At 64.2% G+C, this 13,416-nt stretch carries 12 protein-coding genes; 7 read left to right on the top strand and 5 right to left on the bottom strand.

The genetic code is table 11. The features are described 5' to 3' along the window. Positions 1-220 precede the first annotated feature (220 nt). Both ACQCSW_RS08125 and rsrA read left to right on the top strand, forming a co-directional pair. A complete protein-coding gene (locus ACQCSW_RS08125; RefSeq protein ID WP_426990285.1) occupies positions 221-1,000 on the top strand; it encodes a sigma-70 family RNA polymerase sigma factor in 780 nt (259 codons plus the stop codon). Continuing rightward, a complete protein-coding gene (gene rsrA, locus ACQCSW_RS08130) occupies positions 997-1,257 on the top strand; it encodes a mycothiol system anti-sigma-R factor (RefSeq protein WP_354252195.1) in 261 nt (86 codons plus the stop codon). The genes ACQCSW_RS08125 and rsrA overlap by 4 nt, the downstream gene beginning before the upstream one ends. Before the next feature lie 164 nt (positions 1,258-1,421). On the opposite strand, the gene ACQCSW_RS08135 is transcribed toward rsrA, so the two are convergent. From ACQCSW_RS08135 to ACQCSW_RS08155, 5 genes are all read right to left on the bottom strand, one after another. After that, positions 1,422-1,496: a 50S ribosomal protein bL37 gene (locus ACQCSW_RS08135; RefSeq protein ID WP_104061284.1), complete on the bottom strand. Its 75-nt coding sequence runs from the start codon at positions 1,494-1,496 to the stop codon at positions 1,422-1,424. A 140-nt stretch (positions 1,497-1,636) separates the two neighbouring features. Beyond that, entirely contained in the window at positions 1,637-2,248 is a 612-nt protein-coding gene (locus tag ACQCSW_RS08140) for a PadR family transcriptional regulator (protein WP_426990287.1), read from the bottom strand. After that, a complete protein-coding gene (locus tag ACQCSW_RS08145) occupies positions 2,248-3,090 on the bottom strand; it encodes a DUF4097 family beta strand repeat-containing protein (protein WP_426990288.1) in 843 nt (280 codons plus the stop codon). Before ACQCSW_RS08145 ends, ACQCSW_RS08140 begins: the two co-directional genes overlap by 1 nt. A gap of 97 nt (positions 3,091-3,187) precedes the next feature. Further along, entirely contained in the window at positions 3,188-3,787 is a 600-nt protein-coding gene (locus ACQCSW_RS08150) for a GDSL-type esterase/lipase family protein (RefSeq protein ID WP_160672124.1), read from the bottom strand. A 121-nt stretch (positions 3,788-3,908) separates the two neighbouring features. Beyond that, complete coding sequence (locus ACQCSW_RS08155) at positions 3,909-7,709, bottom strand: multifunctional oxoglutarate decarboxylase/oxoglutarate dehydrogenase thiamine pyrophosphate-binding subunit/dihydrolipoyllysine-residue succinyltransferase subunit (protein WP_426990289.1); 3,801 nt, start codon at positions 7,707-7,709, stop codon at positions 3,909-3,911. Between the two features lie 500 nt (positions 7,710-8,209). On the opposite strand from ACQCSW_RS08155, the gene ACQCSW_RS08160 reads away from it, so the two are divergent. The 5 genes from ACQCSW_RS08160 to ACQCSW_RS08180 all read left to right on the top strand — a co-directional run bounded on the left by ACQCSW_RS08160 (position 8,210) and on the right by ACQCSW_RS08180 (position 13,389). After that, entirely contained in the window at positions 8,210-9,544 is a 1,335-nt protein-coding gene (locus ACQCSW_RS08160) for a hemolysin family protein (RefSeq protein ID WP_426990290.1), read from the top strand. Beyond that, positions 9,541-10,626 carry a hemolysin family protein gene (locus tag ACQCSW_RS08165; protein WP_426990291.1) on the top strand — a complete coding sequence of 362 codons (1,086 nt, stop codon included), beginning with the start codon at positions 9,541-9,543 and terminating at the stop codon, positions 10,624-10,626. The genes ACQCSW_RS08160 and ACQCSW_RS08165 overlap by 4 nt, the downstream gene beginning before the upstream one ends. 74 nt (positions 10,627-10,700) lie before the next feature. After that, entirely contained in the window at positions 10,701-11,702 is a 1,002-nt protein-coding gene (locus tag ACQCSW_RS08170; RefSeq protein ID WP_426990292.1) for a metal ABC transporter solute-binding protein, Zn/Mn family, read from the top strand. Beyond that, positions 11,699-12,514 carry a metal ABC transporter ATP-binding protein gene (locus ACQCSW_RS08175; protein WP_426990293.1) on the top strand — a complete coding sequence of 272 codons (816 nt, stop codon included), beginning with the start codon at positions 11,699-11,701 and terminating at the stop codon, positions 12,512-12,514. Before ACQCSW_RS08170 ends, ACQCSW_RS08175 begins: the two co-directional genes overlap by 4 nt. Further along, positions 12,514-13,389, top strand: coding sequence for a metal ABC transporter permease (locus tag ACQCSW_RS08180; protein WP_111907796.1), 876 nt, complete (start codon positions 12,514-12,516; stop codon positions 13,387-13,389). The genes ACQCSW_RS08175 and ACQCSW_RS08180 overlap by 1 nt, the downstream gene beginning before the upstream one ends. Positions 13,390-13,416 lie beyond the last annotated feature (27 nt).

Below are 13,416 nucleotides of genomic sequence, written 5' to 3' on the forward strand. Positions count from 1 at the left end.
GATTGCGGGTCCGCTGAACACCGGACGAATTTAATCACCACGGATTGCCTGTCACGTATTTGCCTGGAACATCATGGCCTGACACAGAGTGGAGTTGCCCTTGAGGATATTGAAGGACGGGACGGAGCCCGCCGGACCCGTAGCACTGCAGACTCTGGAATCCGATCCTCCGGAGTACGGAACGCCGCGCGCCAAGGCCGTCACAGTAGACTTGAACGCAATGAGCACCCTGGATCCGGCCGTAGAGGCCATGTATGAGGCATCCGAACGCGACGCCAAAACAAGCAGCGAAGCCAATGCCAGCAGCGATGTGCCGGCAGGCAGCGACGCGCAGCCTGAAGCGGACGTCCCTGCGCCCGCTGAGCAACCCGTGGATGTGGCCACCGAATCAGCGGAAGAACGGCGGGTCCGTTTTGAGCGCGATGCCATGCAGTACGTGGATCAGCTCTACTCGGCCGCCATGCGGATGGCCAGGAACCCCGCCGATGCGGAAGATCTGGTCCAGGAGGCCTACACCAAGGCGTTCTCAGCGTTCCACCAGTACAAGCCCGGTACCAACCTCAAGGCCTGGCTGTACCGCATCCTGACCAACACGTACATCAACCTCTACCGCAAGCGGCAGCGCGAACCGCTGCAGTCGAACTCGGACACCATCGAGGACTGGCAGCTTGCCAGGGCGGAGTCGCACACGTCCCGCGGCCTGCGCTCGGCCGAGGCTGAGGCGCTGGACCACCTGCCGGACTCGGACGTCAAGCGGGCGCTCCAGGCCATCCCCGAGGAGTTCCGGCTGGCCGTGTACTTCGCCGACGTCGAGGGCTTCGCGTACAAGGAAATCTCGGACATCATGAACACTCCCATCGGGACGGTGATGTCCCGGCTCCACCGTGGCCGGAAAATGTTGCGGGACATGCTGGCGGACTATGCCGCCGAACGAGGATTCAAAGGCGCCGTCGAATCACAGGACACGGCCGCGACCACAAAACAGGAGAACAGGAAATGAGCGACTGCCAGGGATTGGGCGACTGCGATGACGCCCGGATGCAACGCATCTACGAATACCTCGACGGGGCGTTGACCCGCGAGGACATCAGGGAAATCAAGCATCACCTTGATGAGTGCCCTGAGTGCACCGAGCAGTACGACCTCGAGTGCGTCATCCGCACCATGGTGAAGCGCTCGTGCACCGAGGCCGCTCCGGAAAACCTGAAGAACGCCATTCTGGACCGGATCCACTCCATCCGCCCGGTAGACGCCTGACGCAGGCGGTACCCGTCTGCAGGGACACGTGACCGCGTGGACGCCTGACTGCGGCGATGCCCGTCGGGAGTACTGCAGGCGCAAAAAGCAGCGCAAAGACGAAGGACCCCGGAAGCCGTGTGGCTTCCGGGGTCCTTCGCTTAAACCGTTTTCCAAGCTTTAGCTTAGGCGTTGGGGCGCTTCCCGTGGTTCGCGCCGCCACGCTTACGGTCACGACGTTTACGTGCACGCTTGCTCATAGCTGGCCTCCTTAAATGTTGGTACTCAAAAGAGCTGCCCTCAAGTCTCCCACACCATGGGACACGCCGCGAAACCGAAACGGGCTGTGACCGGGGGCAACACCGACCGGCGGCGCAGTCCGTCGGCTCGGTTCGGCGGCTCAGCCGGGCAGTGAGTTGCGGATGGAGATCCGCGCCTGGTCCAGCACGGTCCTGACGGTTTCCAGCGTGACGGCGCTGAGCGGCTGCCGGGTGGCCTGCAGCCGCAGTTCCACGCGCAGATCGTCCCGGAACGCCTGCAGCAGCATCTCCGCTTCCTTCAGTTCCCGGATGCCTTCTGAAGACTGGCGGCCGGCTTTCCTGAAATCGGCGGCGCGCGCCGTGGAACGGGCCGCCTCCGCTGTGGCCGCCAGGTCTGCCCGCAACCCGCGCATGTTGGCGCGGATATCCGCCCGCAGGTTGTCCGCCAGGCGCCGGACGGAAGCGGAAATGTCGTTCTCGACGCCGGCGAGTTCCTCCCGGCGCTTGTTGAGTTCGGCAAGCCCCGCCGCGGTGATGCGATAGTTGGTGCGGCGGCCTTCTGATTCAGTGGCGACGAGCCCCTCTTCCTCCAGCTTCCCCAGCCGCGGATAGATGGTACCCGAGCTGGGGGAGTAGGTGCCGCCGAAACGTTCGCTGAGGGCTTTGATCAGCTCATAGCCGTGTTTTGGCCCCGACTCCAGCAGCGCGAGCAGGTACAACCGGAGCGCACCATGGGCGAACACCGGGGGCATCAGTGCCCCGCTTCCGGGCTTCTTGCGTCGTCATTGCGGGCCGGCTGGCCATGGAAGATGGACGTCTTGCCGGACACCGAGTTGGTCCGGACCAGCATCAGCTTGCCGTCCGGTCCGGCAATGGTTTCCACCTTGCCGCCGGGTTGGGAGTACTGCTGGTCATCAATCACCACCACGCCGCTGGCAGACTTCGCCACGATGTCCACCCCGACGTCGTGGGGCAGCCTGATGGTGAGGTCGCCTGAGACTGAATTGGCACCGAAGTCGTGGGTAAAGCCGAGCAGGTCAAAACTCATGTCGCCGCTGACCGTGTGAGCCCGGATGTTGCTGAACCGGCCGGATGCGGTGACCTCGCCGGAGACGCTCTTGGCGGTCAGGACGCCGTCGTGGTTTCGCGCGATGACCTCTCCGCTGACGGTATTGACGTGAAGTTCTCCGGACGTTCCGTCTGCCATCACAGAACCCGAGACGGTATTGAGCCGGGTGTGCCCGCTGATTCCGGAGACGAGGCCATCGCCGCTGACCGTGCCGGCCTCCACCTCCACGCCGGCCGGCAAGGCAATGCTGATAACCGCTGAGTTGTTGCTGTTGTGGTTGACCGTTCCCATCAGGTTCTTGAACCAGCCCTGGGGGCCGTGCAGCTGATGGCGGACCTCGAGCCTGCCGTCCGTTAGTGTCACGGACACGGGATCGCCATGGACCTCGTTGATCTCCACACGGGCAACGGTGTCGGAGTGGGTCACAACGTCGAACCTGCCGCGGACCATGCCCAGCTTCAGCGACCTGACGTGGTCAACATCGATGGTTTGCGGACCTGTGACGGTCCAGCTGTCCTCTGTCATGAATCCTCCAAAACCGCGATATATCGTGACTGATACCCCAAGGTATAACGGACCGCCGGACCCGTCAAGCTATATCGCGATTGGAAGGTTGGGAAACCTACTCGGGGGCGTCCATGCCCAGCCACTGGAACCAGCCACGGTGGAGGACCAGCCAGGCCATCAGGCCATAGCCCGCCTGCCCGGGCGTGCCGGTGTTGGCCGCAAGGTCCTGGCGCCACTGTTCGTGGTTCAGCAGCGGGGAGAATGTGTCCACATAGAGGTGCTTGCGCCTGGTGGTGACGTCAGCAAAAGCGGTGTTGAGATCGGCGAGCCGGCGGTTCTGTACCGGGTCCAGCGTGGGCGGCGGGCCCACCACAAACACCTCGATCCGGTTCTGGGTGGCGGTATCCAGGATGTTGGCCAGGTTCAGGCGGCTCCGGGCGGTGGAAAGACCGAACTCGATGTCCCGGCCCGAGAGGCCGATCACCAGGCGGTTCTCGTGTTGGTCGCCGAACCGCCGCCCGGCCTCTTCCTGCCAGCGTGCAGCCAGCCCTTCCGTTCCTTCCTGGGGACAGGGGAGGGCATACGTCTCCATGACCATGCCGTCCTGCGGAGTGCGGGCCAACACGCGGCCCAGCCAGCCGAGGGCCCTGGGATCGCCCAGTCCGGCCAGCAGTTCGTCTCCAACAGCTGCGATCCGCAGCTTCCTGTCTTCCACAAGTCCCTCTTTACGTCCGTGCCGAATGAGGCCAATCGGCGTGGCTATGATTCATCTCCATTAAACAGAACTGCCCGGCCGGAGTCTGGTATTTCGACGTCCGGCCGGGCAGCCACTGGTACTACTTCCGTGCAAATGCCTGCTTCAGGAGCGTATCCTGCTCGGCAGCGTGCCGCTTCATGGAGCCGGCCGCAGTGGAGGCCGATGCGGGACGCGACACCAGGCGGACGCGCCGGTCCAGCGCCTCCGGTAGGTTCAGGCCCATAAACGGCCACGGTCCCTGGTTGGCGGGCTCGTCCTGTGCCCAGACAACCTCGGCGTTCGGGTACTTGGCCAGTTCCGCCGCGATCTCTTCGTGCGGCAGCGGGTAGAGCTGCTCCACGCGGACAATCGCGGTGGTCTTGTCCTCAGTCTTCTGCCGGGTGGACAGGAGATCGTAGTACAGGCGGCCGGAGACCAGCAGGACGCGTTCGACGGCGTCTGCCGCCAGCTGCTCGTGGTCACCGATGACGGGGCGGAAGGCGCCGGTGGTGAAGTCCTCGACGGACGACGCGGCTGCCTTGAGGCGCAGCAGCTGCTTCGGCGTGAAGATGATCAGCGGCTTGCGCGGCCTGCTGTAGGCCTGGCGGCGCAGCAGGTGGAAGTGTGATGCCGCGGTGGTGGGGTTGGCGACGATCATGTTCTCTTCGGCGCACATCTGCAGGAAGCGTTCGATGCGTGCCGACGAGTGGTCCGGGCCCTGGCCTTCGTAGCCGTGCGGCAGCATCAGGACCAGGGAGGAGCGCTGGCCCCACTTCTGTTCTGCCGAGGAGATGAACTCATCGATGATGGTCTGCGCGCCGTTGACGAAGTCACCGAACTGCGCTTCCCACAGCACCAGGGCATCCGGGCGTTCCACCGAGTAGCCGTATTCGAAGCCCATGGCCGCGTATTCGGACAGCAGGGAGTCGTAGATCCACAGCTTGGCCTGGTTGCCCGAGAGGTGGCCCAGGGGCAGCCACTCGCTGCCGTTGGCACGGTCGTGGAACACTGCGTGGCGCTGCACAAACGTGCCGCGGCGCGAGTCCTGGCCGGCAAGCCGGACAGGAACGCCTTCCATGATCAGCGAACCGAAGGCCGCGATCTCGCCAAAGCCCCAGTCGATGCCGCCTTCGCGGGACATCTGCTCGCGCTTTTCGAGGAGCTGCTTGAGCTTGGCGTGGACGGTGAAGCCCTCGGGGATCTGGACGTGGGCCTTGCCGATGTGCGCCAGGGTCTCCGGCGAAATGGCAGTGGACGCCGGGGCGTTGGTGCCGGAGTCAGCCTGCTGGGCGATGGGACGCTCAATGTCGGAGACGGCGGCGGAGTCCGCGGTGATGATCGGGATGGGCGAGGTCTGGGCCGCGTGCGTTTCGGCGAAGACCCGTTCCAGCCGTTCCTGGTAGTCGCGGAGCAGCTGCTCGGCTTCTTCCTCGGTGATGTCGCCACGGCCGATGAGCGCCTCGGTGTACAGCTTGCGGACGGAGCGCTTGGCTTCGATCAGGTTGTACATCATGGGCTGGGTCATCGAGGGGTCGTCACCCTCGTTGTGGCCACGGCGGCGGTAGCACACCATGTCGATCACAACGTCCTTGTGGAACCGCTGGCGGAACTCGTAGGCGAGCTGGGCGATGCGCACCACTGCCTCGGGATCGTCACCGTTCACGTGGAACACCGGCGCCTGGATCATCTTGGCGACGTCCGTGGAGTACGTGGACGAGCGCGACGACGACGGCGCCGTGGTGAAGCCCACCTGGTTGTTGACCACCACGTGGATGGTGCCGCCGGTCCGGTAGCCGCGGAGCTGGGAGAGGTTCAGCGTCTCGGCAACCACGCCCTGGCCTGCGAACGCAGCATCGCCGTGGACCATGAGGGGCAGGACCGGGAAGGCCTCGCCCTGGTCCAGGCGGTCCTGCTTGGCGCGGACGATGCCCTCGAGCACCGAGTCGACAGCCTCGAGGTGGGACGGGTTGGCGGCGAGGTAGACCTTGGTCTCGTTGCCGTTTTCCGAGGTGAACGTGCCTTCGGTACCGAGGTGGTACTTCACGTCGCCGGAGCCCTGCACGGAGCGGGGATCCTGGGTGCCTTCGAATTCGCGGAACACCTGGGCGTAGGTCTTGCCGGCGATGTTGGTGAGGACGTTCAGGCGGCCGCGGTGGGCCATGCCGATCGCAACCTCGTCCAGTCCGTCGTCAGCAGCCTCGGAAATGATGGCGTCCAACAGCGGAATCAGGGATTCGCCGCCCTCCAGGGAGAAGCGCTTCTGGCCGACGAACTTGGTCTGCAGGAAGGTCTCAAACGCTTCAGCCGCGTTGAGCCGGGACACGATGCGCAGCTGCTCTTCGCGGCTCGGCTTCGAGTACGCGTGCTCCAGCTGATCCTGGAACCACTTGCGTTCCTCCGGCTCCTGGATGTGCATGTACTCGATGCCCGTTGTGCGGCAGTAGGCATCACGCAGGACACCGAGGATGTCGCGGAACTTGAGCATGGGCGCGCCGCCGAAACCGCCGGTGGGCCACTCGCGGTCCAGGTCCCACAGGGTCAGCCCATAGGTGAGGACGTCAAGGTCCGGGTGCTTGCGCTGGACGTACTCCAGGGGATCGGTGTCTGCCATCAGGTGGCCGCGCACACGGTAGGAGTGGATCAGCTGCTGGATCCGGGCAACCTTGTTGATCTCGTCGGCAGGGTCCACCTGGAGGTCCAGGCTCCAGCGCACGGGCTCATACGGGATGCGCAGGGACTCGAAGATTTCGTCGTAGAAGTTCTGGGCACCGAGCAGCAGTTGGTGCACAAGCTTCAGGAACTCGCCGCTGCCGGCTCCCTGGATGACGCGGTGGTCATAGGTGGACGTCAGCGTGAGGACCTTGCTGATGGCGTTCTGCGCGATGATCTTTTCGCTGGCGCCCTGGAACTCGGCGGGGTAGTCCAGCGCGCCGACGCCGATGATGGCAGCCTGCCCCTTGGACAGACGCGGCACGGAGTGAACGGTGCCGATGCCGCCGGGGTTGGTCAGGGAGACCGTTGTGCCGGAGTGGTCATCAGCGGTCAGCTTGCCGCTGCGGGCACGCTTGATCAGGTCCTCATAGGTGTGCCAGAACTCGGAGAAGTTGAGGGTCTCCGCCTTCTTGATGTTGGGCACCATGAGCAGGCGCGTGCCGTCCGGCTTGGGCATGTCAATCGCGATGCCGAAGTTGACGTGTGCCGGCTGGACAGCACTGGGCTTGCCGTCGATTTCGTCGTAGTAGACGTTCATCGACGGGAACTGGGCGAGTGCGCGGATCACGGCGTAGCCGATGAGGTGCGTGAAGGAAACCTTGCCGCCGCGTGCGCGGGCCAGGTTGGAATTGATGACCACGCGGTTATCGATCAGCAGCTTGGCCGGAATAGCCCGGACGCTGGTGGCCGTGGGGACCTCAAGGCTGGTGACCATGTTGGTGGCGATGGCCTTGGCCGGGCCACGAAGAACGGAGACCACGTCCTCTTCCGGAGCAGTGGGTGCCTTGACGTTCTTGGGAAGCTGGGCGGGAATCGGCTGGGCCGCGCTTCCGGGCTCGATCTTCTTCGCGCCATCGCGGGCGACCGTAGCGGGAGCTTTTTTTGCCGCCGCGGGGGCGGCGGCCGGCGCTGCGGGCTGTGCGGCCGGCGACGTTGCCGGTGCAGCAGTTGCAGAAGCCGGAGGCGCCGGCGGTACAGCCGGCATTTCGCGGGTTGCTGGGTGGGCCACGGCTACCGCCGTGCTTCCGTTGGAAGAAGAACCGCTGCCTGAATCGAAGGACTCGAAAAGGGGCCACCATTTGGTATCCACCGTGTTCTTGTCTTTCTGATACTGCTCGTACAGTTCGTCAACGAGCCACTCGTTTCCGCCAAATTCCTCTGGTAGACGGTGGCTAGGCTGCTCTGGCACTTGAAATACGCCTCTTCCATGAGTTTGATTTCCCTCTGGCCGCCACGGTGCCGCAGCACAACATTCGAACCAGTCTCTGCGTCCTGAACCCGGACCGTTGCCAGTCTAATGAGCATTCTGTGTTAACTGCCAATAACGGTGACCCAAATCATGGCCATGACGCGGAGTTCACGGATTGTGGCGTCCGGAAGCCGTCCCGGCGCGGGTGTGTCGGGACCTCCGGGCGGCCATCCGGAAGGCGCAATCTGCTCCTGTAGACTGAAATTCTTATGGACAGTAAATCTAGGTGCCGGCCTGGGGGCTGTCAGCGGAGCATGAAGTACGGCACCGCGCAGTCCACCCGCAGAGCCGGCAAACCCCGAACACGCGCCCATCACTCTCCGCCAGTCCATCCCGGCGGAGCCCCTAAGGAAACAGCTTCGGCTTCGGCCGATCATCCTCCGCCGGGCAGTTTCCCCCGGATTCACGCAGCTTCTCCCGATTTTCGGGCGGGATGCTGAATGGAGTGGTTGCTCCTCGCGGCAGGCCTCCTGCTGATCGCCGGCACCGGCTTTTTCGTCGCCGTCGAATTTTCCCTGATTGCCCTTGACCAGGCCACGGTCCAACGTGCCATCGATAACGGTGACACCGGTGCCGTCCCGCTGCTCAAGTGCCTGAAATCCCTCTCAACCCAGCTTTCCAGCTGTCAGCTCGGCATCACCCTCACCACCCTTCTGACCGGTTACGTGATGGAACCGTCGGTAGGGCGCCTCCTTGAGGGCCCGTTGGCCGCCGTCGGAATTCCCGAAGCGGCGGCGGCATCCGTTTCCCTGGTCATAGCCATGGTGCTGGCCACGCTGCTGTCCATGCTGCTTGGCGAACTGGTGCCCAAGAACATGGCCATTGCGCTGTCCTTCCACGTGGGGAAGGCACTGGCGCGGCCGCAGTTGGTCTTTACGGCCATCTTCAAGCCCGCCATCGTGGTGCTCAACGGCTTTTCCAACAAGGTACTGAACGTCTTTGGCCTGGAGGCCAAGGAAGAGATTTCCGGTGCCCGGACGCCGGCCGAGCTCGCCTCCCTGGTGCGGCGCTCCGCCGCCATGGGTACGCTCGACGCCGGGACGGCTAACTTTGTGGCGCGCACGCTGAACTTCTCGGCCCGGACGGCCGCCGATGTTATGACGCCCCGGATCCGGATGGAGACCATCGACGCCGACCAGCCTGTCTCGGACATCCTGGACGCCGCCCGGCGCACCGGGTACTCCCGCTTCCCCGTCATCGGGGAGTCCTCCGACGACATCAAGGGCCTGGTCCACGTCAAGAAGGCCGTTGCCGTGCCGTGGGACCGGCGGGCCAACCTGGAGGCCGGAGCCATCATGACCGATGTCCTCCGCGTGCCGGAGACCATCCACCTGGATGCCCTCCTGGCCGAGCTGCGCGAGGGAAACCTCCAACTCGCGGTTGTCCTGGATGAATACGGCGGAACCGCGGGCATCGCCACCCTTGAGGACTTGGTGGAGGAAATCGTCGGTGAAGTGTCCGACGAGCACGACAAGGTACGCCCGGGACTGCTCCAGAGCGCCTCCGGGGACTGGTACTTCCCCGGACTGCTGCGCCCCGACGAGCTTTCCGAACAGATCCCGGGGCTGACTGTTCCGGACGAAGCCGCCTACGAAACCGTAGGCGGGTACGTCATGAGTCAACTGGGCCGGATCGCGGCAGTGGGGGACACCGTCGGGGTAGGCGGCGGCACCCTGAGCGTGACCAGGATGGACGGCCGAAGGATCGAGCGGATCTCCTTCCATCCGGCGGCGCCTGAAGCGGTGCCCGCTCCGGAAGACGGGAGCGAACGATGAGTGACTGGGCCGGAATTGCCTGGCTGGTTGTCCTCCTGCTGGGAAACGCGTTTTTTGTCGGCGCCGAGTTCGCCGTGATGTCAGCCAGGCGCAGCCAGATCGAACCCCTCGCCGAGGCCGGTTCAAAACGGGCGCAGACCACGTTGCGCGCCATGGAGAACGTCTCATTGATGCTGGCCTGCGCACAGTTGGGCATCACCGTGTGCTCGCTGCTGATCCTGCAGGTGGCCGAACCGGCCATCCACCACCTGATGGCGGCTCCCCTGGAAGCTGTTGGGCTGCCGGTGGAGATTGCCGACGTCGCAGCGTTCGCCATTGCCCTGATGGTGGTGACCTTCCTCCACGTGACGTTCGGCGAGATGGTGCCGAAGAACATCTCGGTATCGGTGGCGGACAAGGCTGCCTTGCTGCTGGCGCCGCCGCTGATGTTTGTTGCGAAGCTGGTCAACCCGGCCATCGTCGCGCTGAACTGGTCCGCCAACCACATCCTCAAGCTCCTGCGGATTGAACCCAAGGACGAGGTGAACTCGTCCTTCACGCTCGAAGAAGTCCAATCGATCGTGCAGGAATCCACACGTCACGGGCTCGTGGATGATGACGCAGGCCTGATCACCGGCGCCCTGGAATTCTCCGAATACACGGCTTCGAACATCATGGTTCCGCTGAACGATCTGGTCATGCTGAAGGCGGCCACCACACCGGTGGAGTTTGAAAAGGCCGTCAGCAGGACCGGGTTCTCAAGGTTCCCGATGCTGGACGATGACGGCATGCTGTCCGGATACCTCCACGTGAAGGATGTGCTGTCCATTCCCGAGTCGGACTACCAGCACCCCATCGCAGAGAGCAGGATCCGTTCGCTTGCCAACCTCGCGCTGGACGACGAAGTTGAAACGGCCATGTCCGTCATGCAGCGTACGGGCTCACACCTGGCCCGCGTGATCGGCGCGGACGGGCAGACCCACGGCGTCCTCTTCCTGGAAGACGTGATCGAGCAGCTTGTGGGAGAGATCCGGGACGCCACCCAGGCCACCGGCATCAGGAGGCTGCACGAGTCGAACGGCGACCAGGCGGGGTTATCCTAAATAGGAATCATTCACATTTAGGGGTAAGCTTTTTGGAGACGCAAAGTCCATCCCTGTATTGAACTGAGGTTTCCGTGCACCACCCCGCCGCCATCCGAACGTCCCTCGCAGCCCTCGCCGGCGTGAGCCTGCTGCTCACCGCTTGCGGCTCCGGAGGCGGCGCGCCGTCGGCGTCGTCCGGCACGGATTCATCCGCCGGCGTCGTCGACGTTGTGGCGTCCACCAACGTGTACGGGAACATCGCCGCGATCATCGGCGGGGACAAAGTCAACGTCACCTCCATCATCACCAAGACCAGCCAGGACCCGCATTCGTACGAGGCCACCGCGCAGGACCGGCTGCTGGTCTCCAAAGCAGAACTGGTGATCGAGAACGGCGGCGGCTACGACGCCTTCCTCCACAAGATGGCCGATGACAGCAACATCCCGCACAGCAATATCGTCACTGCCGTCGAAGTGGCTGGCCTGGCTCCGGAGGAAGACCACGCTGATTCGTCGTCGTCGGCGGCGAGCGAGTCAGCTCACGATCATGGTCACGAGTACGGTGAGTTCAACGAACACGCCTGGTACAGCCTGGATGCCATGGGCAAGCTCGCTGATTCACTGGCGGCCAAGCTGGGTGAACTCGAACCGGGCTCAGCCGCCCTGTTCACGTCCAATGCCGCAACCTTCAAAGCCGAGGTGGACGGGCTGGCCGGCAAGCTCGCCGCACTGAAGGCCAACGGAACCGGCGCGGCCGTGGCCGTGACCGAACCTGTCCCGCTGTACCTGCTCGAGGCGGCAGGGCTGGAGAACAGGACTCCGGCCGACTACACGGCCGCGATCGAGGAAGGCTCGGACGTTCCGCCAGCCGTGCTGAAGGACGCTACGGACCTGGCCGGATCCAAGGACATCAGATTCCTCGCCTACAACGCGCAGACAGAGGGACCCCAGACGCAGGCACTGAAAAAGGCAGCCGAATCAGCCGGCGTTCCCGTCATTGACTTCAGCGAAACCCTGCCCGAAGGCAAGACGTACCTGCAGTGGATGACGGACAATGTTGACAACGTCAGCAAAGTTTTGGAGAAAAATAGTTGAAACCGGTGGTCAGCCTCCGCGGGGCGTCCCTGCAGTTCGGCAAACGCTTGCTCTGGGAGGATCTCGACCTGGATATCAGGCCAGGTGAGTTCTTCGCGGTCCTGGGACCCAACGGCAGCGGAAAGACCAGTTTCCTCAAGGTTCTCCTGGGCCTTCAGGAACTGCAGTCCGGCCGGGCCACTTTGGGCGACCGTCCCGTGGAGCGGGGCAGCAATCTGATCGGCTACATTCCGCAGCAGAAATCCTTTGCTCCGGACACCCCCATGCGTGCCCGGGACCTGGTGGGGCTCGGCGTGGACGGCCACCGCTGGGGGCTGCGACTGGGCAGGTCCCGGGCAAACCGCAGGATCGATGAGCTTCTGGAACTGGTGGGCGCCAGTGACTACGCCAAAGTCCCGGTAGGCCAGCTCTCCGGCGGCGAGCAGCAGCGCCTCCGGGTGGCCCAGGCGCTGGCCACGGACCCTAAGGTCCTCCTCTGCGACGAACCCTTGCTGTCCCTGGACCTGCACCACCAGCAGGCCGTCAGCGCGCTGATCAACAAGCAGTGCCACGACCAGAACAGCGCGGTGGTTTTTGTCACCCACGAAATCAACCCCATCATCGATTACGTTGACCGGGTGCTGTATCTGGCCGGCGGGCGGTTCCGGGTGGGGACCCCGGAAGAGGTCATGACCACTGAGGTCCTGTCCGAGCTCTATGCCAGCCACGTGGAAGTCATCCACGCGAACGGGCGCATCGTCGTCGTCGGCCTACCCGACGCGACCACGCACCACCATGCCGATGTCCACGCCACGGCGGGGGAGGTGGCCTGATGGATGCGGACAGCATCATCGGAGCGATCTTCAGCTTCGAGAACTACGGCGAGCTGCTGGTGCTGGTCCAGAACTCGATCTGGGCCGGGGCCGTGTTGGGCCTGCTCGGCGGGCTGGTGGGCACTTTCGTGATGAAACGGGACCTGGCCTTCGCCGTCCACGGCATCTCCGAACTCTCTTTCGCAGGCGCGGCGTTTGCGCTCCTGATCGGCGCGGACATCGTGTTCGGCTCGCTGATCGGCTCGGTGGCGGCGGCGCTGCTCCTGGGCCTGATGGGGGTCCGGGCACGGGACAAAAACTCCATCATCGGGGTGATCATGCCGTTCGGACTGGGGCTCGGCATCCTGTTCCTGTCGCTCTACGAAGGCCGTGCCGCCAACAAATTCGGCCTGCTCACGGGGCAGATCGTCTCCGTGGACACCGTCCAGCTCCAGGTCCTCGCCGGTGCCGCCGTGGTGGTCATCGCGGCCCTGGCAGCCATCTGGCGCCCGCTGAACTTTGCCAGCGTTGATCCCGAACTGGCAGAAGCCCGCGGGGTGCCCGTACGGACGCTCGCGCTGATCTTTATGGTCCTGCTGGGAGTCAGCGTAGCGCTGTCCATCCAGGTGGTGGGTGCGCTCCTGGTGCTCGCATTGCTGATCACCCCGGCAGCGGCGGCGCTCCGCGTGACGTCCGCTCCCGTGGCGGTGGTGGCGCTCAGCGTTGTTTTCGCCGTCACGGCCACGGTGGGCGGAATCCTGCTGGCCCTGGGCGGGCGGATCCCCATTAGCCCCTATGTCACCACTCTGTCATTCCTGATCTACGTGGTATGCCGCATCGTCGGCAGTGTCCGGGCGAAGAAGGGCATCAACGGCCGGCTGGTGCACGCCCGCTGACACGGTCAAGCGGGATGCATTAGGGTG

It is taken from the genome of Pseudarthrobacter sp. Y6, from assembly GCF_050156205.1.
Taxonomy (GTDB): Bacteria; Actinomycetota; Actinomycetes; order Actinomycetales; family Micrococcaceae; genus Arthrobacter.

Coding starts and splice junctions, on each gene's coding strand:
- ACQCSW_RS08180 (WP_111907796.1), top strand. CDS start 12,514: ATGGATGCGGACAGCATCATCGGAGCGATCTTCAGCTTCGAGAACTAC.
- ACQCSW_RS08125 (WP_426990285.1), top strand. CDS start 221: ATGAGCACCCTGGATCCGGCCGTAGAGGCCATGTATGAGGCATCCGAA.
- ACQCSW_RS08160 (WP_426990290.1), top strand. CDS start 8,210: ATGGAGTGGTTGCTCCTCGCGGCAGGCCTCCTGCTGATCGCCGGCACC.
- ACQCSW_RS08165 (WP_426990291.1), top strand. CDS start 9,541: ATGAGTGACTGGGCCGGAATTGCCTGGCTGGTTGTCCTCCTGCTGGGA.
- rsrA (WP_354252195.1), top strand. CDS start 997: ATGAGCGACTGCCAGGGATTGGGCGACTGCGATGACGCCCGGATGCAA.
- ACQCSW_RS08140 (WP_426990287.1), bottom strand. CDS start 2,248: ATGCCCCCGGTGTTCGCCCATGGTGCGCTCCGGTTGTACCTGCTCGCG.
- ACQCSW_RS08145 (WP_426990288.1), bottom strand. CDS start 3,090: ATGACAGAGGACAGCTGGACCGTCACAGGTCCGCAAACCATCGATGTT.